The 22609-nt window shown below is 51.2% G+C and carries 28 protein-coding genes and 1 tRNA gene; 5 read left to right on the top strand and 24 right to left on the bottom strand.

Going from position 1 to position 22609, the window contains the following annotated elements; genetic code table 11:
* Positions 1-83 precede the first annotated feature (83 nt).
* A complete protein-coding gene (locus tag ACQ0MK_RS07275; protein ID WP_430475457.1) occupies positions 84-1283 on the top strand; it encodes a bifunctional 2-C-methyl-D-erythritol 4-phosphate cytidylyltransferase/2-C-methyl-D-erythritol 2,4-cyclodiphosphate synthase in 1200 nt (399 codons plus the stop codon).
* 96 nt (positions 1284-1379) lie between these two features.
* Here ACQ0MK_RS07275 and ACQ0MK_RS07270 read toward each other — a convergent pair whose 3' ends face one another.
* Together ACQ0MK_RS07270 and cutA are read right to left on the bottom strand one after the other, a co-directional pair.
* Positions 1380-1943, bottom strand: coding sequence for a septation protein A (locus ACQ0MK_RS07270; protein WP_430475456.1), 564 nt, complete (start codon positions 1941-1943; stop codon positions 1380-1382).
* Positions 1944-2006: 63 nt separating this feature from the next.
* Positions 2007-2363, bottom strand: a complete 357-nt coding sequence (gene cutA / locus ACQ0MK_RS07265) for a divalent-cation tolerance protein CutA (RefSeq protein WP_430475455.1) — start codon at positions 2361-2363, stop codon at positions 2007-2009.
* Between the two features lie 90 nt (positions 2364-2453).
* Here cutA and ACQ0MK_RS07260 point away from each other — a divergent pair, with 90 nt between their 5' ends.
* Complete coding sequence (locus ACQ0MK_RS07260) at positions 2454-2711, top strand: hypothetical protein (protein WP_430475454.1); 258 nt, start codon at positions 2454-2456, stop codon at positions 2709-2711.
* Between the two features lie 119 nt (positions 2712-2830).
* A complete protein-coding gene (locus tag ACQ0MK_RS07255) occupies positions 2831-3400 on the top strand; it encodes a histidine phosphatase family protein (RefSeq protein ID WP_430475453.1) in 570 nt (189 codons plus the stop codon).
* A 38-nt stretch (positions 3401-3438) separates the two neighbouring features.
* On the opposite strand, the gene ACQ0MK_RS07250 is transcribed toward ACQ0MK_RS07255, so the two are convergent.
* The 7 genes from ACQ0MK_RS07250 to ACQ0MK_RS07220 form a co-directional block, all read right to left on the bottom strand.
* Positions 3439-3515, bottom strand: a tRNA-Pro gene (locus ACQ0MK_RS07250).
* A gap of 68 nt (positions 3516-3583) precedes the next feature.
* Entirely contained in the window at positions 3584-4066 is a 483-nt protein-coding gene (locus tag ACQ0MK_RS07245) for a MerR family transcriptional regulator (RefSeq protein ID WP_350040614.1), read from the bottom strand.
* An 11-nt stretch (positions 4067-4077) separates the two neighbouring features.
* On the bottom strand, positions 4078-4368 hold the full coding sequence (locus tag ACQ0MK_RS07240; RefSeq protein WP_033069712.1) for an integration host factor subunit alpha: 291 nt from the start codon (positions 4366-4368) through the stop codon (positions 4078-4080).
* 161 nt (positions 4369-4529) lie between these two features.
* On the bottom strand, positions 4530-5501 hold the full coding sequence (locus tag ACQ0MK_RS07235) for a beta-ketoacyl-ACP synthase III (RefSeq protein WP_350045908.1): 972 nt from the start codon (positions 5499-5501) through the stop codon (positions 4530-4532).
* 41 nt (positions 5502-5542) lie between these two features.
* Positions 5543-6619 carry a phosphate acyltransferase PlsX gene (plsX, locus tag ACQ0MK_RS07230; RefSeq protein WP_350040616.1) on the bottom strand — a complete coding sequence of 359 codons (1077 nt, stop codon included), beginning with the start codon at positions 6617-6619 and terminating at the stop codon, positions 5543-5545.
* 255 nt (positions 6620-6874) lie between these two features.
* Entirely contained in the window at positions 6875-7453 is a 579-nt protein-coding gene (locus ACQ0MK_RS07225) for a YceD family protein (protein WP_430475452.1), read from the bottom strand.
* A 13-nt stretch (positions 7454-7466) separates the two neighbouring features.
* The gene (locus tag ACQ0MK_RS07220) at positions 7467-8018 is read right to left on the bottom strand and encodes a ubiquinol-cytochrome C chaperone family protein (protein ID WP_430475451.1); all 552 of its coding nucleotides are present in this window, start codon (positions 8016-8018) and stop codon (positions 7467-7469) included.
* A gap of 156 nt (positions 8019-8174) precedes the next feature.
* On the opposite strand from ACQ0MK_RS07220, the gene ACQ0MK_RS07215 reads away from it, so the two are divergent.
* Positions 8175-8633, top strand: a complete 459-nt coding sequence (locus tag ACQ0MK_RS07215; protein ID WP_350045911.1) for an outer membrane protein assembly factor BamE — start codon at positions 8175-8177, stop codon at positions 8631-8633.
* Positions 8634-8668: 35 nt separating this feature from the next.
* On the opposite strand, the gene thiL is transcribed toward ACQ0MK_RS07215, so the two are convergent.
* From thiL to rpiB, 9 genes are all read right to left on the bottom strand, one after another.
* The gene (gene thiL, locus ACQ0MK_RS07210) at positions 8669-9643 is read right to left on the bottom strand and encodes a thiamine-phosphate kinase (protein ID WP_430475450.1); all 975 of its coding nucleotides are present in this window, start codon (positions 9641-9643) and stop codon (positions 8669-8671) included.
* A 1-nt stretch (position 9644) separates the two neighbouring features.
* Positions 9645-10142 (bottom strand): transcription antitermination factor NusB, encoded by a 498-nt coding sequence (gene nusB, locus ACQ0MK_RS07205; protein WP_350040621.1) that lies wholly within the window; start codon positions 10140-10142, stop codon positions 9645-9647.
* Complete coding sequence (gene ribH / locus ACQ0MK_RS07200) at positions 10142-10606, bottom strand: 6,7-dimethyl-8-ribityllumazine synthase (protein ID WP_350045913.1); 465 nt, start codon at positions 10604-10606, stop codon at positions 10142-10144. The genes nusB and ribH overlap by 1 nt, the downstream gene beginning before the upstream one ends.
* 4 nt (positions 10607-10610) lie before the next feature.
* Positions 10611-11765 carry a 3,4-dihydroxy-2-butanone-4-phosphate synthase gene (gene ribB / locus ACQ0MK_RS07195; RefSeq protein WP_430475449.1) on the bottom strand — a complete coding sequence of 385 codons (1155 nt, stop codon included), beginning with the start codon at positions 11763-11765 and terminating at the stop codon, positions 10611-10613.
* A 6-nt stretch (positions 11766-11771) separates the two neighbouring features.
* Complete coding sequence (locus ACQ0MK_RS07190) at positions 11772-12359, bottom strand: riboflavin synthase (protein WP_350040624.1); 588 nt, start codon at positions 12357-12359, stop codon at positions 11772-11774.
* A gap of 4 nt (positions 12360-12363) precedes the next feature.
* Entirely contained in the window at positions 12364-13485 is a 1122-nt protein-coding gene (gene ribD / locus ACQ0MK_RS07185) for a bifunctional diaminohydroxyphosphoribosylaminopyrimidine deaminase/5-amino-6-(5-phosphoribosylamino)uracil reductase RibD (protein WP_430475448.1), read from the bottom strand.
* Positions 13485-13958, bottom strand: a complete 474-nt coding sequence (gene nrdR / locus ACQ0MK_RS07180; RefSeq protein ID WP_350045917.1) for a transcriptional regulator NrdR — start codon at positions 13956-13958, stop codon at positions 13485-13487. Before nrdR ends, ribD begins: the two co-directional genes overlap by 1 nt.
* Positions 13959-13981: 23 nt before the next feature.
* Positions 13982-15256 (bottom strand): serine hydroxymethyltransferase, encoded by a 1275-nt coding sequence (gene glyA, locus ACQ0MK_RS07175; protein ID WP_350040627.1) that lies wholly within the window; start codon positions 15254-15256, stop codon positions 13982-13984.
* A gap of 95 nt (positions 15257-15351) precedes the next feature.
* Complete coding sequence (gene rpiB / locus ACQ0MK_RS07170) at positions 15352-15786, bottom strand: ribose 5-phosphate isomerase B (protein ID WP_430475447.1); 435 nt, start codon at positions 15784-15786, stop codon at positions 15352-15354.
* Between the two features lie 463 nt (positions 15787-16249).
* On the opposite strand from rpiB, the gene ACQ0MK_RS07165 reads away from it, so the two are divergent.
* Positions 16250-16669, top strand: coding sequence for a MucR family transcriptional regulator (locus ACQ0MK_RS07165; protein ID WP_350040629.1), 420 nt, complete (start codon positions 16250-16252; stop codon positions 16667-16669).
* Positions 16670-16804: 135 nt separating this feature from the next.
* Here ACQ0MK_RS07165 and ACQ0MK_RS07160 read toward each other — a convergent pair whose 3' ends face one another.
* From ACQ0MK_RS07160 to ACQ0MK_RS07135, 6 genes are all read right to left on the bottom strand, one after another.
* On the bottom strand, positions 16805-17911 hold the full coding sequence (locus ACQ0MK_RS07160; protein ID WP_430475446.1) for a branched-chain amino acid ABC transporter substrate-binding protein: 1107 nt from the start codon (positions 17909-17911) through the stop codon (positions 16805-16807).
* Between the two features lie 206 nt (positions 17912-18117).
* Positions 18118-18474: a DUF6867 family protein gene (locus ACQ0MK_RS07155; protein WP_350040631.1), complete on the bottom strand. Its 357-nt coding sequence runs from the start codon at positions 18472-18474 to the stop codon at positions 18118-18120.
* Between the two features lie 10 nt (positions 18475-18484).
* Complete coding sequence (locus ACQ0MK_RS07150; RefSeq protein ID WP_430476013.1) at positions 18485-19195, bottom strand: ABC transporter ATP-binding protein; 711 nt, start codon at positions 19193-19195, stop codon at positions 18485-18487.
* 20 nt (positions 19196-19215) lie between these two features.
* Positions 19216-20070, bottom strand: a complete 855-nt coding sequence (locus ACQ0MK_RS07145; protein ID WP_430475445.1) for an ABC transporter ATP-binding protein — start codon at positions 20068-20070, stop codon at positions 19216-19218.
* On the bottom strand, positions 20067-21587 hold the full coding sequence (livM, locus tag ACQ0MK_RS07140; RefSeq protein ID WP_430475444.1) for a high-affinity branched-chain amino acid ABC transporter permease LivM: 1521 nt from the start codon (positions 21585-21587) through the stop codon (positions 20067-20069). The genes ACQ0MK_RS07145 and livM overlap by 4 nt, the downstream gene beginning before the upstream one ends.
* Positions 21587-22510, bottom strand: a complete 924-nt coding sequence (locus tag ACQ0MK_RS07135; protein WP_430475443.1) for an ABC transporter permease subunit — start codon at positions 22508-22510, stop codon at positions 21587-21589. Before ACQ0MK_RS07135 ends, livM begins: the two co-directional genes overlap by 1 nt.
* Positions 22511-22609 lie beyond the last annotated feature (99 nt).

Raw genomic sequence — 22609 nt, 5'->3', positions numbered from 1 at the left:
TGATATTCCAAATGTCGACTTGGCAAAGTCTTCGCAGAAAGATAGCCTGCGGCGCAATTCAGACAAGCCATGGCATCATGTTTATGACCAAAAAAATCGGGGTTGTCATCGTTGCTGCAGGCAGCGGTAGCAGATTTGGCGACCCAACACCAAAACAATATCACGTGCTTGGCGGTAAAAGCCTGCTTGCGCATTGCATTGAATGCTTTGCTCGGCACACATCACCCGACCTTGTTCAGGTGGTCTATAATCCAGCACATCAGGATTTATACGACAAAGCCGTTTGCGACCTTTCCCAGGTGTCGGATCTGTCGGCCGCGATTGCCGGCGGTGAAACCCGACAGCAATCTGTGCTTAATGGTTTGCGTGGCCTTGCTGTGCACAATCCCGATATTGTCCTGATCCATGATGCCGCACGTCCCGGGATATCTGATGATGTCATTGAACGGGTTATCAGTGCCCTTGAAAAACAACGTGGCGCCATCCCGACCCTGCCCGTTGTCGACACCATAAAACAAACCGATCAGGGAAATGTCATTTCACGCACCATCCCGCGCGAAAGCCTGTACCGGGCCCAAACCCCACAGGGTTTTGATTTTACAACCATCCTTGAAGCTCATCAGAAGTTCGAAGGTCAGGAACTTACCGATGATGCCGCCTTGCTTGAAATGCTGGGCATTGACGTGGTGTGTGTCGAAGGCACGGTAAATAACGATAAAATCACCCGACGCGACGATTTCGACCGTGCGCAAGATCGGGCTAAAAGCACAGAAAAGAAAGATTGCCAGATGCAGCAAGAAGAATACCGTGCCGGAACAGGCTTTGACGTTCACCGCTTTGCCCCGGGCGATCATTGTATTCTTTGCGGTATCAAGGTGCCCCACACTGCCCGACTTGACGGGCATTCCGATGCCGATGTTGGTCTTCACACCCTAACCGATGCCATTCTGGGCGCCATTGGCGCGGGTGATATCGGTCAGCATTTCCCGCCAAGTGACATGCAGTGGAAAGGTGCGTCCTCTGATATTTTCCTGAAGCATGCTGTCGATCTGGTGCGCAAACGTGGGGGCAGGATCGTGAATGCGGATATCACCCTGATTTGTGAATACCCCAAAATCGGCCCGCATACACAAGCGATGCGTACAAAAGTCGCCGAGATCCTTGAGATTGAAGTCGACCGAGTGAATGTCAAAGCCACCACCACCGAACGATTGGGCTTTACCGGACGCGAAGAAGGTATCGCGGCACAGGCTGCTGTCAGTGTGGCTTTGCCCATTCTCTAATAGAGCTTTCGAGGCTTTCCGCGTGTATTGTTAAAACAAAGGGCAGGATATCATCCTGCCCTTGTGCATTTCATCATGATCGATTGTGCCAAAATCTTAAGAAGCGGGTGAACCGCCCTCTTCTTCTGGCAATTGGTGCTTCATCAAGACCGGCACCTGCGCCATGCCAAACACCATGGTAATGGGCATTATGCCCCATACCTTGAATGCGACCCATGTATCGGTCGGGAAATTGCGCCAGACAATTTCATTGACGATGGCAAGGAAGACAAAGAAGAACGCCCAGCGCCAGGTCAAAATGCGCCAACCTTCATCGGTCGCCTTAAAGGCGCTTTCCAGAACAAGCTTGAGAAACAGCTTTCGCGCCATCAAACCGCCAAACAGGATTGCTGCAAACAGCAAATTGACAATCGTCGGCTTGATTTTAATGAAAAGCTCATCATCAAGATAAAGCGTCAACCCGCCAAACACGATGACAAACACGCCACCAATCAACGGCATAACCGGAATGGTCCGCGCTATCATATAGGACGTGATCAACGCAATGACCGTTGCCGTAACAAAGACGGCCGTTGCAGTCATAAGGTTGGTCGTTGCATTGGCCGCAAAGAACAGGATCAACGGCCCCATTTCCAAGGCCATTTTGGTAAGCTGGTTCATGAAATCTCTTTATCCACTGGATTAAATTTGCGCCATCCTAGGGGGCAAGCCGCGTTGATGCAATCACATCAGCCGTGATTTTGATCCCAATTGCTTTTGCAGCCATGAAACGTAATCGTGATTACCCCGCCCCAACGGGATTTCAAGGACACAGGGCACTTCATAGGGATGATGTTGCTCAACCCATTGGGCCAACGCCGGGGCAGTTGCCTGCGATGTTTTAAGAATGACGATCAACTCGTTTTCTTCCTCAACATCGCCGTCCCATTCATAAATCGCCGTCATCTGCAGCAAAACATTTGCGCATGCTGCAAGCTTTTCACGAATTGCACCACCCGCAATCATACGTGCAGTTTCCATATCTGGAACAGTGACATACAAAAACGACATTTGGCTGGCGTGAAACGCATCGGGTGTCATTGCGATTGCTCCATGATTGATTATCCGTCACACTGTTCCCCATCCAGTGTTTATGATGCCAATCATACCATAACGGTGCGAGGAGTACCGATGACGGGGAAAAAACATTCGAAACCCACAGATGTCCAGCTTGAATGGCTACAAAGTGGCCTAAGCCAGCCGGGTGGGAAATTGCCGCTATTTGACGGCAATGGCAAACAAATCAGCGAAAAAACGGTCAGAAGCTGTATTGATCACGGCTGGGCCGCCCCGTGGTTTGACAATCCGGTCAAACCCGACTGGCTGATTTGCAAGCTAACCGATGAAGGCCGTCTTGTTGTGACCGACCTTTCCAAAAAAGGCTCTTAACTTTTTGCGTTTACGCCAAAAGAACAAACACATCATCCCAAATTGATCCAGTCGGCAGTTTCCCGGGTATCAAACATTGTGTCTGTTACCACGAACTGTGTTTGACCATGTTAAAATTGATGCGAAACACCATTGCTGCGATTGCCGTTATTTGCATGACGGCACCGTTGGATGCCTCGGCATCGGACAAAGATCCATGGGCTATTTGGAATCAGACTGGCGTGCACGCCTTGATGCGCCACGCAACGGCTCCGGGAACCGGTGACCCATCGAACTTCACCATCGATGAGTGCAGCACGCAGCGAAATCTAGATGATACAGGCCGACGTCAGGCACGCGAAACTGGCAAGCAAATACGTCAACACGGAATTCCGATTGATACAGTTCTTAGCAGCCAGTGGTGCCGGTGCATGGAAACAGCAACGCTGCTTGCACTTGGGCCTGTTACCGAAGAACCCGTACTGAATTCATTTTTCCGCGATCGCAGCACCGAAAACCAGCAAAACGACCAACTGATTGCACGTCTTAAGGGACTTCCCAAAGACAGCAAGGCATTACTGATCACTCATCAGGTCAACATCACCAAACTGACGGCTATCTATCCCAGATCTGGTGAAATCATCTTGGTCCGACTTGATGAAAACGGAAACGTCGAAACGCTTGGCCGGATCATGCCAATGGCAAAATAACCGTTAAATTGAGTTTGGAATTTCAATGGGAAAATAATTGGTCGGAGCGAGAGGATTCGAACCTCCGACCCCCTGCACCCCATGCAGGTGCGCTACCAGGCTGCGCCACGCTCCGACCGTATAGATGCGCTCTTTGGCGCGGCTCGATAAATAGCGGCGCCACGCCAAAGACGCAAATGATTTTTACGGATTTTTTTTGACGTCCCGCAGGCTCGCCTGAAGGATACCTTGCAGCTCCTGCAATTCACCCAACACGCTCCGCAAAGCAGCTTTATCAACGGTTGAACCGTTAACGTCATCGGCAGAACTGGTGTTTGCGACCGATGCAGCGGCTCCCTGCTCACCCTCATGTGCCGTTACAGAGATTTCCGAGGGCAACTTGCCCTTATTCTGATCAAGAAGCTTCTGAACCCCTTTGATCGTGAAACCCTGATCGTGCAGCAATGAACGGATATCGCCGAGAAAGTCGATGTCTTCGGGCCGGTAGTAGCGACGACCACCCGCCCGTTTCAATGGCTGGATCTGTGGAAACTTGGATTCCCAGAACCTTAGCACGTGCTGCTGAAGACCAAGCTCCTTTGCAGCCTCGCTAATTGTGCGAAAAGCAGAGTCAGACTTTGCTGTACGGCGAGAAGTTCCCGCCACAGCCCCCAAGTTCGTTTTCATGAGTTCTTTTCTTAAGCGTTAATGCGGGCTTTCAGAACCTGTGACGGTCGGAAGACGAGCACCTTACGCGGAAGTATAGGCACTTCTTCACCTGTTTTCGGGTTCCGTCCGATGCGCTGTCCTTTTTGACGCACGGAGAAGCTTCCAAACGAGGAAATCTTTACCACTTCGTCTTTGATCAGCGCAGTCGAAATTTCATCAAGAACAGTTTCCAGTAGTTGTGCGGATTCATTCCGCGACAAACCTACTTCTTGGTAAACGGCTTCAGCGAGATCCGCACGGGTAATCGTTGTTTCCGACATAACAGGCCGCCTCCTTATTTCGGGACTTTATACACAAGGCTATATCTGGTGGCTAAATCAGTCAATATCAACAGGATACACTGCTTTGAGGCGGAATGTTGTGATTTTTACGGATTAAGTGTGTTTTTCCGCACAATGGCGGCAATTCGACACACCCGAATTTACCAACGAACGAGCGAAGCACCCCAGGTAAATCCGCCGCCCATGGCTTCAAGAATCACAATATCTCCGCGCTTTACGCGCCCGTCATGAACGGCCTCGGCCAATGCCAGCGGAATAGACGCCGCCGACGTATTGGCGTGACGATCAACCGTCACAACAACTTTATCCGGCGAAATACCGAACTTCTTGGCCGTGCTATCAAGGATACGACGGTTAGCCTGATGCGGCACAAGCCAATCGATATCTTCTGGCTCAAGTCCGGTATCGGCAAGAACTTCGCGAATCACACTTGCCAAATTGGTCACGGCATGTCGGAAGACTTCCTTGCCTTCCATACGCAGATGACCAACGGTCTGGGTAGTCGACGGGCCGCCATCAACATAGAGAAGTTCATATTTGCTGCCATCCGAATGCAGTCGGCTGGCAAGAATGCCTTGATCTTCGACAGTGCCGTTGCCTTCTGCAGCTTGGACAACAACCGCCCCTGCACCATCGCCAAACAGCACGCAGGTCCGACGATCTTCCCAATCTAGAATGCGCGAGAATGTTTCAGCCCCAATGACCAAGGCGGTTTTGGCCTGACCATTGCGGATATACATATCTGCCGTGGTCAAACCATAGATAAATCCAGAACACACAGCCTGCACATCAAAGGCAAAACCCTTAACGCCAAGACGGTTCTGAACCTTGGTCGCTGTTGCAGGGAAGGTGTTGTCCGGTGTCGCCGTTGCGACAATGATCAAGTCAATGTCGTCTGCGCTAACACCAGCATGTTCCATCGCCTTTTTCGCGGCTTCACATGCAAGGTCACTGGTGGTTTCACCTTCGGCAGCAATATGACGCTGACGAATGCCGGTACGCGCGACGATCCATTCATCAGACGTATCAACGCGCGCGGTCAGATCATCATTGGTTACAACATTTGCAGGAAGATATGAGCCGCAACCAATAATGCGAGAACGAACTGTCATGATTTGGGGACCGCCAGCTTTCTAATGTTTTGGTGAGTTTATCAGTTGGTTTGACCAACCGGAACCGCGTCTTCCTGAATGGCGGCAACCTTGTTGGTTATCGCCTGTTCAAAAGCTGCAAGTTCGTTTTTGATGCTGTCATTAAGGTTATTCACGATCAAATCGTGGCAAACCCCGATGGCATTAGAAAAACCAAGCGCATCGGTACCGCCGTGACTTTTGACCGCGATACCGTTAAGGCCCAGCAGCATCGCACCGTTATAGCGGCGCGGATCCATGCGATCACGGAAACGCTGCAGCGAACGACGGGCAAGAAGATAGCCAACCTTGGCAAAGAACGAACTTTTGAAAGTTTCGCGCAGGAAATGCACCAGTAGACGTGCTGTGCCCTCTGCGGTCTTAAGCGCGACGTTGCCTGTGAAACCATCGGTAACGATGACATCGACCGTGCCCTTGGCAAGATCATCACCTTCGACAAAGCCCGCAAAACGGATCGGAAGATCAATGTCGCGCAAGATGGCGCCAGCCTTCTTGACAGACTCGTTACCTTTAAGCTCTTCGATGCCGACATTGAGCAAACCAACAGACGGTTTTTCAAGGCCGAACAAAATACGGCTGAAAACTTCACCCATCAGCGCAAACTGAACCAGATTGTTTTCATCGCACTCGATATTCGCACCAAGATCGAGCATCACGGTCTCGCCGCGCTGAGTCGGCATATAGGTCGCGATTGCCGGACGGTCGATACCGCGCACGGTTTTCAACACGAACTTGGCCATCGCCATCAATGCACCGGTATTACCTGCTGACACGACACCTTGCGCATCACCTTCCTTAACGGCGTTGATGGCAAGACGCATGCTGGAATCACGACGCTGACGCAAAGCAACGGAAGGTTTGTCTTCCATCGAGACTTCCTGCGTCGCGTGGCGAACCTCGCTAACTGTTTCCAATGCGGGATATTTAGCCAGCAGCGGCTTAAGCCGTGCTTCATCACCAAACATCAGAAACTTGAGATGGGGGAGCCTTTTGAGCGCGATTTCAGCACCCGCTACGACCATCTCTGGCGCGTGGTCTCCTCCCATCGCGTCAAGTGATATGCAAACCTGTTCAGGCAACGTATTCTCTTATGGTTGTTCTAAAATTTCTGAACCGGATATCCGGCAGGTCAGCCATTGGGCTGATGACGGTCATCTATTCGCCGGAACGCCCGTAATTACCGGAAATCTCGCTCAGTTACAAGGTAAAGCCGAGGTCGGCAATCTTACCGCCCATCGGGAATACACTGTCATCTTACTTTGGAAAAGTGAAATGCCGGTAAAAACCGGCATATTCAAAGATCCTAATCATCAAACCCAAAAAGCTTTTGGCGATTATTTTTTCTTTTCAAGTTGCTCTTTCAAACCGGCAAGCTGCGCGAAGGGATTAGGACGTTCTTCCTCAGCTTCCTCTTCGGCCATAACCGATTTCGGCAATTCTGCACCTTCTTGGCGCGGATACGGGTCCATCGCAACGGCCAGAAACTGCGCGACGACTTCGCCGACATCAATCTTGTTATCGACCAGCGGTTCTGGCTGATTCAGCAACGCCATCAGTTCTTCTTCCGACAGGTTTTCAAGATCATCCGGATTGGACGGAAGATCATCTTCTGACACATGCGGGGAAAACAGAACATCGACCGTGTCTTCGACGGCTTCCGGAACCGGCTCAAGTGTCGTTACGCAGTTTTGCGTGATCTGCGCACTCATTGGGCCATGAACGGTGACTTCGCCATTCGATGAGATCTTGATGGTCAGTTCTGCTTTAAGACTGTCGATGGATACCAGTTCAAAACGTTTGGCCAGTGCCGCACGTTCCTTTTCACTGGCTTCAATCGTGAGGCGTTCTTTCCGACTTACCTGCTCGTCGGTTTTGACAATACGGGAAAATTCGGGGGTAAATTTTTTAGACATCAGGTCGTTCTTTCTACTGCGGGGCTGTAACGGCAATTGCGGGAACATCGGGAAAATGCACCGCGCCGTTCTGCAATTCTAAAATAGCTTGTTTATCAAGGGATGCCAGTGCGTCATTCACATACCCGACCATCGCCATCAATTGTTCATCCGTAACGTCGGTATCTGCAAAAAGGTTCCGGTCCAATGCGGCGGCAAGTTCTGCTGCGCCAGATTGAACGCCCTCTTCATATGCAACGATACGTCCGTGATAGGATTCTGACATTTTGCGGATCCGTTTAAGGATTCCGACATCACCAATGCCCATTTCACGCATATTCTGGTCAAGATCGGCAAACATCACATCAAAGATATGTTGCGCCAGATCACGGTCCCCATTGTCGGTTTTAAGTCGACGGAACAAGACGAACGCATGGACCAAAATAAGGTCAAAACGCCCGTCTATTGTATCAGGAACACCAAGCTTTGCATAAAAGTCCGGTTGGCGTGCCTGCGTTACCATTGCAGTGTAAAGCTCGAACGCAGCGGTTTGCTTGCGGTCTTTTTTCTTAAGCCATCCAAACAACAGTAACACTCCTTCGTTGACATTCCCGCCATGGCAAGCAGAATGCCGTAAATCTTCTCGGGGCGGCTCTGCCCCAGACATTGCCCGGCAATATCATGCGCCTAGCGCAGAAACTCAAGGCAATTCCGGTTTGGTTTCAACAAGAGGGTCGCTCTGGTGAGCTTCATACACAATAAAATTACCCGCATTCCCCTGATCCTGCTCGCCGGATTGGCTGTTGCTTACGTCTCGGCATGCAGTCCCCGGATCGCCTCACGCGGCAACGCGCCGGAACCAGAAATGCTCGAACAGATCACAATCGGAGAATCGACCAAGGGCGATGTAACCGACATTCTTGGCTCGCCTTCAACGGTTGCGGCCTTTGATGAGAATGTCTGGCTTTATATTTCCAAGACAACCGAAACAGTCGCATTCTTCGAGCCGGAAACCGTCGAACAGAAAGTTGTTCTCATCAGTTTTGATGCGGCAAACCGGGTCGAAATCCTGAGCGAATATGACCTTGAAGATGGCAAGCCGGTTATTCCAACTGATCGCGTGACACCGACTGCGGGCCGCGAAATGACCATTTTACAACAGCTGTTTGGCAACCTTGGCCGGTTTAGCGAAGGCAAATAATCCTGCTAACAATCGCTGATCGCCAGATCAGAATTTTATCGAAAATGGTCGAACCCGCCCGGTGCGAGTTCGGCTATTTTTCCATCAGCGCTAATCAGTTCAACTTGCCCTGCCCGATCTGTTACCGAACCAATGACCGTAACCTGATCACCCAGTGCCTTGATGTCATCAGGCGCACCGGCAATCAGCAATTCATAGTCATCGCCGCCGCCAAGAATTTGGCCCCATCGGCTTTGATCGTTTTCTAGAACGGCTTTTGCTGCGGGGGACAAGGCAATTGCGTCCTGGTGGATTGTCATGCCGACATTTGACGTATCGCAGATTTTGCGGCAATCCCCGGCCAAGCCATCCGACAGGTCCATGACCGCGAACCTGCATTCGAGGTCCATACATGCCTGACTGATTGCCATGCGCGGCTGTGGCACCCAATAGCGATCCTTCAAAAACGCCTGTGCTTCATCATCGATGTCGGGCAGTTCCCCCATCAGCACGGACAAACCCAGTGCCGAATCGCCAAGCGTACCTGTGACGGCCAAAAGGTCCCCAGGGCGCGCCTGATCACGGCGAAGCGCCCTTCCCGCCGGAACATATCCAAACGCCGTCAGGCTAAAGAATGTCGGGCCCGGCGTACCAACCGTATCGCCCCCCAACAATGAAACCGAGAATGCAGCGCAATCATCACCAAAACTTTTGGCGAAACCGGCGATCCAGTCTTCGGAAAGATCCCGGTTAAAACCCACCGTCAAAACCACGCCGCCCGGGGTCGTCCCCATGGCTGCAAGATCAGACATATTCACGCGCAGGACTTTTTGCGCGATCAGGCCCGGATCATCAATGCTGCGGAAATGGACGTCTGCCACCAATGCGTCTGTCGTTACAACGACTTCACATCCAGGTGGCGGAGAAAACACCGCCGCATCATCCTTAAGCGACAATGCAGCCGGATCTCGCCGTGCGATGGGCGCAAAATGGCGCGCGATCAGATCGAACTCTCCTAATCGCTCTGCCATATCAGTTTTGTCCGGCTTCACCAGCGCGCAGGTTTTTACCAATGCGATCAAGAACCGCATTCACCAATTTCGGTTCTTTTTCATCAAAGAACGAATGCGCGGCATCAACATATTCGGTGATAACAACGCGCATCGGGACATCTTCACGTGCCATAAGCTCGTAAGTACCCGCACGCAGGATGCTGCGCAGAACGGTTTCAAGACGCTTGGTGGTCCAACCTTTTTCAAGGGCACCATTAATCAAGGCGTCAATATCAACCATCCGTGCGGTGACACCCTGAACAAGATCGGCAAAGAAACCACGATCCGGATCAATCAGGTCTTCATTGGTCAGATCAAGATCACGACCACCCTCGCCATCAAGACGGAAGTCGGAATATTCGCGCACGATGTCACTTGCTGAAAGCTGGGACAGCTCAGCCTGATAAAGTGCCTGAATAGCGGCAAAACGCGCTGCGCTACGCTGCTGTGCGGCTGATGCCTTTGGTTTATCGGTCATTACTTGTGATGTATTCCAAAATGGTTTTGAACTTCTATCTGACGCAGAACAGCGTTGGCAGCTTCGCCACCTTTGTTCTTTTCATCCGCCTTGGCCCGTGCCAGTGCTTGTGCCTCGTTCTCGACAGTCAAAATGCCGTTCCCAATCGCAAGATTGTAATCAAGGCAAAGCTGCATCAGCGCACGGTTGGCTTCTTCGCAGATGTGATCATAGTGTGTCGTCTCGCCGCGGATAACGCAACCAAGCGCAAGATATCCATCATAGCGCGGCCCGGTCGCCAATTCTTCCATGGACTGTACCGCATAACGAATGGCAATCGGCACTTCAAAAGCACCAGACACCGAAATACGATCCCACGTTGCACCACCGGCTTCTAGAGTCGAAGCAGCCCCTTTGACAAGGTCTTCGACGATATGCGTGTAATATGGCGCATCCACAATCAAAATGTGGGGGGCGTTACTCATGGTTTTATTCCTCCGAGACGACAAGCGGACGCTGATCAACCAGATTTAGGCCGAAGCCGTCAAGTCCTACAATGTGGCGTTTGGTATTTGAAAGAAGAATCATGTCGCGAATGCCAAGATCATGCAAGATTTGTGCACCAACACCATAATCACGCAAATCAGCATCATCCGTTGCTTTGGCAATTTCCTGCCGCAGGGATTCGCCATCGCCGCCATTCAATTCAATCAGCTTGGCGATTGATGATGAAAGTGTATTGGGCCGTGGTTCGCGGATCAAAACCACAACGCCACGTCCCTCTTCACCGATCTGGCGCATTGCAGCTGCTAATTGACCATGATGACCGGTCTGGGTATCGCCAAGAACATCTTCGAGTACATTAAGCGCGTGAACGCGCGTAAGCACCGGCGCATCATTGCTGATGTCACCTTTGACCAGCGCGATATGTTCCGCATAGGTGATATTGTTGACATAAAGATGCATGTCAAACTCGCCACCATTGATGCTTTTGATCGTGGTGGTTGCCTTCCGCTGCACGACTTTTTCGTGTTTGCGACGGTACCGGATCAAATCGGCAATCTGAGCAATTTTCAGATTATGCTTTTTGGCGAACTCGACAAGTTCCGGCAGCCGGGCCATTTCACCCGACTCACTCATGATTTCGCAAATCACACCAGATGCGTTCAATCCGGCAAGACGGGCAATATCAACCGATGCTTCGGTATGCCCGGCACGGACAAGAACCCCGCCCGGACGGGCACGTAACGGGAATACATGCCCCGGTGTCACGATGTCATGGCGACCGGCAGTTGGATCAATTGCAACCGCAACCGTCCGCGCACGGTCCGGTGCGGAAATACCGGTCGTCACGCCTGTTTTGGCTTCAATCGATACGGTAAAGGCTGTTTCATGGCGTGTGCCGTTATGGGCACTCATCATGGTCAGGCCAAGTTCATCACACCGTTCTGATTCAAGGGTCAGACAGATCAGACCACGACCATGAGTCGCCATGAAATTGATCGCATCGGGTGTGGCCATTTGTGCCGGGATCACCAGATCGCCTTCGTTTTCACGATCCTCGTCATCCACCAGAATAAACATCCGGCCGTTGCGGGCTTCTTCAATGACTTCTTCAATCGGCGAAAGATAGCGGTGCGGCATCGTTGATCAATCCTTACCCAGCATACGCGCGACATAGCGTGCAAGCATGTCGATTTCGAAGTTAATCCGGTCGCCCGGCTGTTTCGAACCCAACGTGGTGTGTGTCTGTGTATGTGGTATCAGATTGATACCGAAAGTGTTTTCGTCAACCTCGTTGACCGTCAAAGATACCCCTTCAAGGGTGACCGAGCCTTTTGAAGCGATATATTTTGCAAAATCACGGGGCACTTCAAAACTCAGGCGCAGTGAATCGCCTTCGGGCACACGTTTGGTCAGGGTTGCAACCCCGTCAACATGACCGGAAACAATATGCCCGCCAAGCTCATCCCCGACACGGGTTGCTTGTTCAAGATTAACCTTGGAGCCAGCGGCAAGATCACCAAGAGTGGTCCGATCAAGGCTTTCGGCAGATGCTTCGATCGCAAACCAGTCATCACCGGTTTCAATCACGGTCATACACGCACCGTTACACGCAATTGACGCGCCCAAAACGATCTTGGATGTGTCAAAGGATGTTGTGAATTCAAACCGGGTATCGCCGGTTTTCTTGACGCTGCGTACCGTTGCAATGTCGGTGATGATGCCAGTAAACATGCACTTAATCCGTTTTATTATCATATGTTACCGCGATATCTTCGCCCATCTCACGAACCGAGACACGGTCAAAGCGCGGCATATCTGAAAGTCGTTCAAGGCCCAACGACGCGATCATTGCCTGTCCGTCGCCGCCAATCACTGACGGGGCAACAAAATGAACAATCCGCCCCACCAGCCCTGCCGAAACCAATGCAGCGGCCAAACTGCCACCACTTTCGACCAGAACCCGGGTCAATCCCGCATCGCTTAGCTTTCGCATGACGTCATGTAGGTCTAAATGACCGTGCGCGCATCCAACTGCGATCACTTTTATCGAAGTTTTTTCAAATTTTTCCGATAGTTCGGAGAAATTGTGCTCAGCCGTTACAAGCCAGGTCGGAACAGTGTTCGCTGTTTGAACCAACTGAACCGACAGCGACACATCCCCTGCACGATCAAGTATCACGCGCACGGGTGACTGATGCTCCCGCCCCGCCAACCGGCATGTCAGTGTCGGATCATCCGCAAGAACTGTCTTGGCCCCGACAAGGATCGCATCATGGGTCGCACGCAAACGATGGCCTTCTTGCCGTGCGGCTTCACCGGTGATCCATTGGCTTTCGCCAGATGCCGTTGCCGAACGCGCATCAAGGGTTGATGCCAGTTTAAGTGTTACAAACGGACGACCATGTTCGACCTTTGACAGGAAACCTTCATTCACCTTGCGGGCTGTATCGGCAAACAAGCCAACATCAACCTGAATACCAGCGTCCGTAAGCATCGTATGGCCGCGACCAGACACACGTGGGTCAGGATCGGTCAGCGCACTGACAACGCGTGTGACACCGGCGTCAATCAAGCCAGATGCGCAAGGAGGCGATTTGCCAAAATGACTACAAGGTTCAAGCGTAACATAGGCGGTTGCACCACGGGCCAGATCACCGGCCATATCAAGGGCAACACGTTCGGCATGCGGGCGGCCACCGGGTTGGGTATGGCCCCGCCCGACAATTGAGCCATCAGAAGATACAAGGACGCAGCCCACCGACGGGTTCGGCCAAACATTTCCCAAACCGCGTTTTGACAGGCTCAATGCGACCCGCATGAAATGCCGATCGTCTTCTGTAAACGCGGGGGCTGTCATTACTCTGCGTCCGCCTCTTCTTCCCCATCATTCATTTTTTCGACGAATTGTTCGAAATCGCGGGCTTCGCGGAAATTCTTATACACCGAAGCGTAACGCACATAGGCAACCTGATCGAGGGCATTAAGCGCCTCCATCACCATTTCACCAATGGTATCGGTTGTGATGTCGCTTTCACCGCTGCTTTCGAGACGGCGCTGAATGCCGTTCAAAGCTTTTTCAACCCGCTCATCTTCAATCGGGCGCTTACGGCAGGCAAGAAAGATCGACCGTGCCAACTTGTCACGGTCGAACAATTCGCGTTGCCCGTCTGTTTTGACAACCATCAACTCACGCAGTTGGACACGTTCAAACGTCGTAAAACGTGATCCGCAGGCAGGACAGAACCGACGCCGACGAATAGCATGATGCTCTTCGGTCGGACGGGAATCCTTTACCTGAGTGTCAGTATGTCCGCAAAACGGGCAACGCATTATGTTTACTCAGCTCTTGGCGATCAGGAATAGATCGGGAAGCGTTTGCACAGATCTTCGACCTTGGCACGGACGGCTGCCTCAACCTCGGCATTGCCTTCCGGGCTGTCGACCATCGCATCAAGAACATCACTGATCAGCTCGCCGATCTGTTTGAATTCTTCAACGCCAAAACCACGGGTGGTACCAGCCGGTGTTCCCAAACGAACGCCCGAGGTAACAGTCGGCTTTTCAGTATCAAACGGGATGCCGTTCTTGTTGCAGGTAATACCTGCACGCTCAAGAGCCACTTCTGCGGTGTTGCCTTTAAGTCCCTTCGGACGCAGATCAACCAGCATCAGGTGCGTATCGGTGCCGCCTGTCACAATATCAAAGCCGCGTTTAACCAGAACTTCGGCCAGCGCCTTGGCATTATCAACAACCTGCTGCGCATACCCTTTGAATTCCGGGCGGAGTGCTTCACCAAAGGCAACAGCCTTGGCTGCAATCACATGCATCAACGGGCCACCCTGGAGGCCAGGGAACACTGCGGAGTTGATCTTTTTGCCGATATCAAGATTGTTCGACAGGATCATGCCGCCACGTGGGCCACGAAGGGTCTTATGCGTCGTGGTGGTGACAACGTCTGCATAAGGAAGCGGGCTCGGATGAACGCCACCGGCAACCAGACCCGCAAAGTGCGCCATATCGACCATCAAAAGTGCACCGACTTTGTCTGCGATTTCACGGAAACGCTTGAAATCGATCTGACGCGGGATGGCCGAACCACCTGCAATGATAAGGGCTGGTTTATGTTCAACAGCAAGCGCTTCAACCTGATCATAATCAAGGGTCAGATCGTCTTCGCGAACGCCATACTGAATGGCGTTGAACCATTTGCCCGACAGTGCCGGACGTGCACCATGGGTAAGGTGACCACCTGCATCAAGCGACATACCCAAAATGGTATCTCCCGGCTTGCAAAGGGCAAGCATAACCGCGCCATTGGCCTGTGCACCGGAATGCGGCTGAACGTTAACAAACTCACATCCAAAGAGTTCCTTGGCACGTTCGATCGCCAAGGCTTCCGCAACGTCAACAAACTCACAACCACCATAATAACGACGCGAAGGATAGCCTTCGGCATATTTGTTGGTCAGAACAGTGCCCTGTGCTTCGATAACAGCTTTGGAAACAATGTTTTCCGAAGCAATCATTTCGATCTGATTTTGCTGACGGTCCAGTTCATCGGTGACAGATTTGAACAATACCGGATCGGCGTCGGACAAGCTGGTGGTGAAAAAGCCTTTGAACGACATGCGGGGCCTCTTTTGATGCAATGTGACGGGTAAGATGTAGCGAGGAAGACAAACCCGTACTGGTTAATGCCAGATGGCGATGAATTCAGTTAACTTTAGGACATTTTCGCAATACGACCTTCATGACGACCGCCTTCGAACTCGGTCGAAATGAATGCGTCAACACAATCAAGCGCCGTCGCATCGCCCAAAAGGCGTGCGCCAAGGCACAGAACATTTGCATTATTATGCATACGGCAAAGTTCGGCAGAAAGACGGTCATGAACCAATGCTGCGCGGACTTCCGGGAAACGGTTTGCCGCAATGCTCATGCCAATACCAGAACCGCACACCAGAATGCCGGCTTCTGCTTTGCCATCGACAATAGATTTGGCAACAGCCTGCGCATAGTCGGGATAATCAACTGATGCAGGTCCGTTGGTGCCAAGGTCAAAGACCTCGATACCACGTTCTTGCAATGCAGTGATAATGGCGGATTTCAGTTCCACGCCACCATGGTCGGCAGCAATGGCAAGGGTCTTGACAGTCATATGCGCGCCTTCATTCAAAATCTGATCAGAAAATCGAGCGCTTTGTAGCATATAGGAGCGCCCCTGCCAACGCGCTAGCGCGACCAAATAGCCAAGTTTTACGAAAGTCAGATATGCAGATTACTGTATTAGGAAAAGCTTCCAAAATGACGGGCCTTTCTCACAACACGCATTGGTTTCAACACAGGAACCACAACAACACCAAGTAGTGATAAAAGCGAAATATCACACAATCAACGATTTAATCTGCAAGGAAATACTAACCACAGCATTTAGTGAAATTGATGAATCCGCTGTGGAACATGCGCAAATTATTATTTTGCTCGATCAAAACGACACATTATCCACTTGTCTTGTTATTATTTTTGATCATTTGCCCTTGTTCTTTTCTGTTGTTTGACTATCTCGCAAGAGTAGTGCATTAAGTTTAATGTAAATTTTCACATAAAGGGTTACTTCAATCATGGCCGAAACCGATAACAGCGTTCTTGACCGCGACGAACTCTTGCAAATGACCGTCGATATTGTCTCTGCCTATGTCAGCAATAATGCTCTTGCTGCTGCGCAGATTCCTGAACTGATTTCTACTGTTTTCTCCTCGCTTGATGAAATTCGCGAAGACGACAAAGAACCGGAACAGGAACCGCTGAAACCGGCCGTGCCCATCCGCAAATCTGTTGGCGATGATTACATCATCTGCCTTGAAGACGGCAAAAAGCTTAAAATGCTTAAACGGCACCTGCGCACGACATACAATCTTACCCCTGAAGAATACCGTGCGAAATGGGGCCTGCCGTCCGATTATCCGATGGTTGCACCGAACTATGCGAAACAACGTTCACAGTTCGCCAAAAAGATTGGTCTTGGCCGCAAGGCAAAGTAACCACCCTACCCGTCGTCGTTATGCCGGGTTCGAAATTAAAGCGTCGTTCTGTAGATCAGAACGACGCTTTTTTGTCGGGGCCGCATAAAAAAAGCCCGGCACGTGGCCGGGCTTTCTCCAAATCAGATGATTTGATTAGTTTGCGTAATCGTAGGAACCGTTTTCCCACTCGTAGAATACATAACCCGGTGCAGCAACATCACCCTTGGCATCAAACGCGATTGAACCAAGAACGGTGTCGAAGGTATCGCCACTGTGCAGTGCTTCGATAACTGCTTCGGAATCAGTGGTACCGGCTTTGGCCGCAGCCTGCGCCCAAGCCTGGATCGCACCATAGGTGTACAGGGTGTAACCTTCTGGCTTGTAGTTCTGAGCTTCGAAATACTTAACGAGTTCAGCGTTGCGCGGATCTTTTTCAAGAGCCGGACCAGCAGTGAAGAGCGTACCCTTACCTGCATCGCCAGTGATCGACCAGTATTCGAGGGAGTTCAGCGCATCACCCGAAATTGCAAGGGTGTCCATGCCCTGAGCACGCATCTGACGAACGATCAGACCAAGTTCAGTATGGTAACCACCATAATAAAGAACTTCGATGCCTTCAGATTTCAGCTTGGTCACCAGTGCCGAGTAATCTTTCTCAGCCGGGGTGATTGCTTCGTAAAGTGCTTCGGTAACGCCAGCTGCATTCAGGTTTTTCTTGGTCTCGTCAGCAAGACCTTTGGAATATGCCTGTTTGTCATGAACGATAGCAATTTTCTTGCTGCCGTAGTTTTCTGCCAGATATTTACCAGCAACTTCACCCTGCTGATCATCACGACCGCAAACACGGAACACGTTGTCCATGTCACGTTCGGTCAACTGCGGGTTGGTTGAAGCCGGGGAGATCTGAACGATGCCTTCTTCGAAGTAAACTTCAGAAGCCGGGATCGAAGAACCCGAGCAGAAGTGACCAGCTACGAGAGCAACATTTTTGCTAACCAACTGGTTGGCAACTGCAACAGCCTGTTTCGGATCGCATGCGTCATCGCCGATCTCGAGAACAACTTTTTCGCCATTCACGCCGCCAGCTGCATTGAGGTCAGCAACCGCTTTCTCTGCACCCTTGGTCATCTGTTCACCGAACGCAGCATACGGACCAGTCATCGGACCAACGGTCGCGATAACGATGTCAGCTTTGGCTACACTCATTGAAAGAACAAGCGCGGAAGCAGTGGCAAGAAGGCCGAGCTTGGTTTTCGACATTAGAGAAGTCTCCCTGTTCCAAAGGTTGGATCCATCACCATGACAAATCCATCTTTTCGGACCTAAAACCGGCTCGTGTTATTCGCCGATTACCGGTGTTAGATCCCAAGTACTTTAACACCCCAGAATTAGTGTGCAATAGTACAAACCAGTATGTTGCCATGTATTTAGCAACGATGTGGTGACGCAGAACGTCACCACATAAATCAACGCGTGTCTGCACCTTCACGTGCGCGATAACCAAACGGTCCGACACGTTCATACAGCCACGGATATTGCGACAGCATCTTATTGACCTGCGTCAGACGAAACGCGGCAAAAGTGATGGCAAACAAAACAACCGTGTCAAAGACATAGCCAGAAAGCGAAAGAAGCTCGCCTTCAAACAGGGCATAGACCATGAAACGGTCAACGCAGCCCAACAGCAATGCATAAGGCACAATTTGATAGGTCGGCCGCCAAGTATTGGCGATGGCCTGGCCGGTCATAAAACCACAGAAACCCATCAAAATGACGGTCATTCCGATCGTGACACCAACGCTGGTACCAGTAATCGCTTCCATGTCGGGTCTCCTAGTGGCCGCCTTCGAGGTAAGCTGCGCGCACTTCCGGATTTGCCAGAAGTTCCGCACCCGTACCCGAGAGCGTAATGTTGCCATTGACCATCACATAACCACGATGAGCAAGCTTGAGTGCATGGAATGCATTCTGCTCGACAAGGAATACAGTCACCTTGTTCTCACTGTTGATTTTTTTGACGGTCTCGAAAATCTGCTTCACCACAAGTGGCGCCAAGCCAAGTGACGGCTCATCAAGCAGAAGAAGACGTGGACGCCCCATCAGGGAACGGCCAATTGCCAACATCTGCTGTTCGCCACCCGACATCGTACCGGCACGCTGGTTGATGCGTTCCTTCAAGCGCGGGAACAATTCAAACACCATTTCAAGATCCGAACTAAAATGTTTCGGGTCCTGGGTAATTGCCCCCATCTGAAGGTTCTCAAAAACCGACATACGCGGGAAAATGCGACGGCCTTCAGGCGATTGCTGAATGCCAAGCTGACAGATCTCATGCATCAGCATGCGACTGATGTCTTGACCTTCAAACAAAATACGCCCTTTGCTGGCCTGCGGCGATCCGCAACAGGTCATCAGCAGCGTGGTCTTCCCGGCACCATTGGCGCCGATCAGCGTTACAATTTCACCTTCATTGACTTCCATATCAATGCCCCTGAGGGCTTCGATATTGCCATAGAAGGTATGTACACCTTCGATCTTAAGCATGGACATATCGACGAACTCCCTCAGTGCGCATTCGGATCAAGATGAAGGTCGGCAGCAACTTCCGGCGGAAGCTCGTCATCCTCTTCTTCGCCAAGATAGGCGCGGATAACGGCCGGATCGTTCTTGACGGCATCGGGATTGCCATCGGCAATCTTTTTACCGTAATCAAGCACGATCACATGGTCGGAAATCTGCATGACAACACTCATGTCATGTTCGATCAGAAGACAGCCAACGCCCTGATCATCACGGATACTCTGCAACAGGATGTTCAGTTCCGCCGACTCACGCGGGTTAAGACCCGCTGCCGGCTCATCCAGGCACAGAAGTGATGGATCAGTACACATTGCACGTGCGATTTCCAGACGACGCTGGGAACCATATGGCAGGTTTCCAGCATTCCAGTCAGCCTGTTCATACAGACCAACCTTGTTCAGCCAGAACTTTGCCGTTTCGATCGCTTCCTTTTCCGCCCTAGCATAACGGCCAAGGTTGAACAGCCCCGCCAAAGAGAAAGCAGATGCTTCCATTAGGCGGTTATGCTGGGCAACGATCAGGTTTTCCAGAACAGTCATCCCGGTAAACAGGCGAATGTTCTGGAATGTACGTGCAACGCCCTTGTTGCGTGGAATGCGGAACCCTTCGGTTCGCTCCAGCAGACGGGGACCGTCATCGGCGTGAAGAGTCAAACGCCCTTCGGTTGGGACATAAAACCCGGTAAGGCAGTTAAACACGGTGGTTTTCCCTGCCCCGTTCGGGCCGATGATTGCCGTGATTTCACGCTTATTGGCCATGAAGGACAAATCATCAATCGCAACCAGACCGCCAAAGCGCATGGTCAGGTGTTCGACTTCAAGAAGTTTGTTGTCGGTCATTTCAGTTCTCCGGCAACTTTTTCTTTCTGGCTCATATTGAGCAGAATGGTCGGGTCACGGAAGGACAGCAGACCGCGCGGACGCCATAGCATGATGGCAACAATACCTGCACCAAAGATCAGCATGCGATATTCGGCAAGTTCACGGAACATTTCCGGGAAACCAATCATCACGATTGCGGCCAAAACCACACCGATCTGACTTCCCATGCCGCCCAGAACCACAATTGCAAGGATCACAGCTGATTCAAGGAAGGTGAAACTTTCCGGGCTGATAAAGCCCTGACGGGTAGCAAAGAACGCACCGGCAAAACCACCGAACATTGCACCAATTGCAAATGCAGACAGCTTGGTGTTGGTCGGGTTGATCCCCAGCGAACGGCAGGCGATTTCATCTTCACGCAGTGCTTCCCATGCACGACCGATCGGAAGTTTGCGCAGACGCATCGTGACAAAGTTGGTCACAAGTGCCAGCACAAGGATCAGATAATACAGGAAAATCAAACGGTGCATGGATGAGTAATCCATACCAAACAGCTCATTGAAACCAATTGAGCCTTCAGGCACGCGACGCGAGAAGTCGGCCATGCCAAAGAAGCTTGGACGTTCAATCGATGAAATACCGTCCGGACCACCGGTCAAATCATACCAGTTGATCAAAACAACGCGGATGATCTCACCAAAGCCCAACGTCACAATGGCCAGATAATCCCCGCGCAATCGCAGAACAGGGAAGCCAAGAATAATGCCAAAGCTGGCTGCAAAGATACCGGCAAGCGGCAGGCACAGCCAGAAGCTCAGATCAAAGTTCTGGGACAACAGGGCATAGGAATAGGCCCCTACTGCGTAAAACGCGACATAGCCCAGATCAAGAAGACCCGCCAGACCGACAACGATGTTAAGCCCCCAGCCCAGCATGATGTAAATCATCACAAGGGTTGCAAGGTCGATCGCAGAGCGGTCTTCACCAAAGATGAACGGGAAGATGATGAAGAAGATGATCCCGATCAAACCAATTTTCTTGGTGTTTGAACGGTAAACCAGCTGGATCTTTGATGAAAGCTTGGCACTTTCATCAACTTCCACTGCTGTTTTGTCTTTCATCGAGAAATAAGCTGCGGCAAAGATGATGGCCAGAAACGCGATTGAGACAATCACACTCACGACACTTGAAAACGCCATATCAAGAAAGACTGGAGATGCCCAGCGGTCATCCATGTCACGAAAACGCACGAACATTTCAAAGACCGAAACAGCAGCCAAAGTGATCAGAGCAGCCTGCCCCAATCGGGAAATGTTTTCGCGGCGGAAAATCAGACCAAGACGCCCAACAACCGTAGAACCGATTGCCAGCAGAACAAGATCCCAACGTACAGCCAATTCCAGACCAGTCGGACGGTCAACCGTCTCAACCCCCAAGATCATGACCGACATCATCAGTGCGATAACTGCAAAGAACGCGAGTTCTTTTACAACTTCCGAACCGTTGGTGCGAGATGAAGCAAATGCTGATGCCATTAGACTTTCTCGACCTCCGGCTTACCAAGCAGACCCCATGGGCGGAAAATCAACACAAGAACCAGAATGCCGAACGTGGCGACATCCTTATATTCAATCGTGAGATAGCCCGACCAGAATGCTTCGATCAAACCAATCAGCAAGCCACCAAGCATCGCACCTGGAAGCGAACCGATACCACCAAGAACGGCGGCGGTGAAGGCTTTTACACCGGCAAGGAAGCCGATATAGAAGTCAATCACACCATAATACAGTGTCACCATCATACCTGCGACCGATGCAAGGGCAGCGCCCATGACAAAGGTGGTCGAAATTGTGCGGTCGACATTGACGCCCAGAAGGCCTGCCATTGTACGATCCTGTTCACAAGCGCGCTGTGCACGACCAAGCGAGGTTTTGGCAATCAAAAGCGAGAACACAACCATCAGCACCAGCGTCAGAACGATAATCACCATCTGCATATAGCTAAGCTGTACGTCGAAATTCCCTTCTTTCATAAGGGTAATGCCGCCCTCAACAAGCGGCTGCATCGGCTTTACGCGTGCTCCCTGCGAAATTTGAACAAAGTTTTGCAGAAAGATGGACATGCCGATGGCAGAAATCAGCGCTGCCAAACGGAATGATCCGCGCAGTGGCCGGTATGCGACCCGTTCAACGCCCCAACCATAAATCGAAGTCAGAACCATTGAAACGAACAGCATCAAAAGAAGTGTAAGCGGAAGAATTCCGCTGATCCCGGCTGCCTGACAGATCAGGAAGGTGATCAGGGAATGGAACGCACCGAGCATATAAATCTCGCCATGCGCAAAGTTGATCATGCCGATAATGCCATACACCATCGTGTAACCGATGGCGATCAAACCGTAGATGGCTCCCAGCGTCAGACCATTAATCAATTGTTGTAGGAAATAAGCCCAATCCATTGCACAACCTTAGATTTGGCACAGACAAACAAGGTCTTCGCCAGCTCGGCAGAAGGCATCAAGCTACATATATATGTATTGATTGGGTAAGTCATAGCC

Source organism: Thalassospira lucentensis (genome assembly GCF_050516545.1).
GTDB lineage: Bacteria > Pseudomonadota > Alphaproteobacteria > Rhodospirillales > Thalassospiraceae > Thalassospira > Thalassospira lucentensis_C.
Note: the sequence above shows the minus strand (reverse complement) of the source record. Positions and strands in the feature narration are given on the sequence as shown.

What these genes read in the sequence shown, in the direction of transcription:
- ACQ0MK_RS07275 (WP_430475457.1), top strand. Translation starts at nt 84, where the DNA reads ATGACCAAAAAAATCGGGGTTGTCATCGTTGCTGCAGGCAGCGGTAGC.
- ACQ0MK_RS07270 (WP_430475456.1), bottom strand. Translation starts at nt 1,943, where the DNA reads ATGAACCAGCTTACCAAAATGGCCTTGGAAATGGGGCCGTTGATCCTG.
- cutA (WP_430475455.1), bottom strand. Translation starts at nt 2,363, where the DNA reads ATGACACCCGATGCGTTTCACGCCAGCCAAATGTCGTTTTTGTATGTC.
- ACQ0MK_RS07260 (WP_430475454.1), top strand. Translation starts at nt 2,454, where the DNA reads ATGACGGGGAAAAAACATTCGAAACCCACAGATGTCCAGCTTGAATGG.
- ACQ0MK_RS07255 (WP_430475453.1), top strand. Translation starts at nt 2,831, where the DNA reads ATGCGAAACACCATTGCTGCGATTGCCGTTATTTGCATGACGGCACCG.
- ACQ0MK_RS07245 (WP_350040614.1), bottom strand. Translation starts at nt 4,066, where the DNA reads ATGAAAACGAACTTGGGGGCTGTGGCGGGAACTTCTCGCCGTACAGCA.
- ACQ0MK_RS07240 (WP_033069712.1), bottom strand. Translation starts at nt 4,368, where the DNA reads ATGTCGGAAACAACGATTACCCGTGCGGATCTCGCTGAAGCCGTTTAC.
- ACQ0MK_RS07235 (WP_350045908.1), bottom strand. Translation starts at nt 5,501, where the DNA reads ATGACAGTTCGTTCTCGCATTATTGGTTGCGGCTCATATCTTCCTGCA.
- ACQ0MK_RS07225 (WP_430475452.1), bottom strand. Translation starts at nt 7,453, where the DNA reads ATGTCTAAAAAATTTACCCCCGAATTTTCCCGTATTGTCAAAACCGAC.
- thiL (WP_430475450.1), bottom strand. Translation starts at nt 9,643, where the DNA reads ATGGCAGAGCGATTAGGAGAGTTCGATCTGATCGCGCGCCATTTTGCG.
- nusB (WP_350040621.1), bottom strand. Translation starts at nt 10,142, where the DNA reads ATGACCGATAAACCAAAGGCATCAGCCGCACAGCAGCGTAGCGCAGCG.
- ribH (WP_350045913.1), bottom strand. Translation starts at nt 10,606, where the DNA reads ATGAGTAACGCCCCCCACATTTTGATTGTGGATGCGCCATATTACACG.
- ribB (WP_430475449.1), bottom strand. Translation starts at nt 11,765, where the DNA reads ATGCCGCACCGCTATCTTTCGCCGATTGAAGAAGTCATTGAAGAAGCC.
- ACQ0MK_RS07190 (WP_350040624.1), bottom strand. Translation starts at nt 12,359, where the DNA reads ATGTTTACTGGCATCATCACCGACATTGCAACGGTACGCAGCGTCAAG.
- ribD (WP_430475448.1), bottom strand. Translation starts at nt 13,485, where the DNA reads ATGACAGCCCCCGCGTTTACAGAAGACGATCGGCATTTCATGCGGGTC.
- nrdR (WP_350045917.1), bottom strand. Translation starts at nt 13,958, where the DNA reads ATGCGTTGCCCGTTTTGCGGACATACTGACACTCAGGTAAAGGATTCC.
- glyA (WP_350040627.1), bottom strand. Translation starts at nt 15,256, where the DNA reads ATGTCGTTCAAAGGCTTTTTCACCACCAGCTTGTCCGACGCCGATCCG.
- rpiB (WP_430475447.1), bottom strand. Translation starts at nt 15,786, where the DNA reads ATGACTGTCAAGACCCTTGCCATTGCTGCCGACCATGGTGGCGTGGAA.
- ACQ0MK_RS07165 (WP_350040629.1), top strand. Translation starts at nt 16,250, where the DNA reads ATGGCCGAAACCGATAACAGCGTTCTTGACCGCGACGAACTCTTGCAA.
- ACQ0MK_RS07160 (WP_430475446.1), bottom strand. Translation starts at nt 17,911, where the DNA reads ATGTCGAAAACCAAGCTCGGCCTTCTTGCCACTGCTTCCGCGCTTGTT.
- ACQ0MK_RS07155 (WP_350040631.1), bottom strand. Translation starts at nt 18,474, where the DNA reads ATGGAAGCGATTACTGGTACCAGCGTTGGTGTCACGATCGGAATGACC.
- ACQ0MK_RS07150 (WP_430476013.1), bottom strand. Translation starts at nt 19,195, where the DNA reads ATGCTTAAGATCGAAGGTGTACATACCTTCTATGGCAATATCGAAGCC.
- ACQ0MK_RS07145 (WP_430475445.1), bottom strand. Translation starts at nt 20,070, where the DNA reads ATGACCGACAACAAACTTCTTGAAGTCGAACACCTGACCATGCGCTTT.
- livM (WP_430475444.1), bottom strand. Translation starts at nt 21,587, where the DNA reads ATGGCATCAGCATTTGCTTCATCTCGCACCAACGGTTCGGAAGTTGTA.
- ACQ0MK_RS07135 (WP_430475443.1), bottom strand. Translation starts at nt 22,510, where the DNA reads ATGGATTGGGCTTATTTCCTACAACAATTGATTAATGGTCTGACGCTG.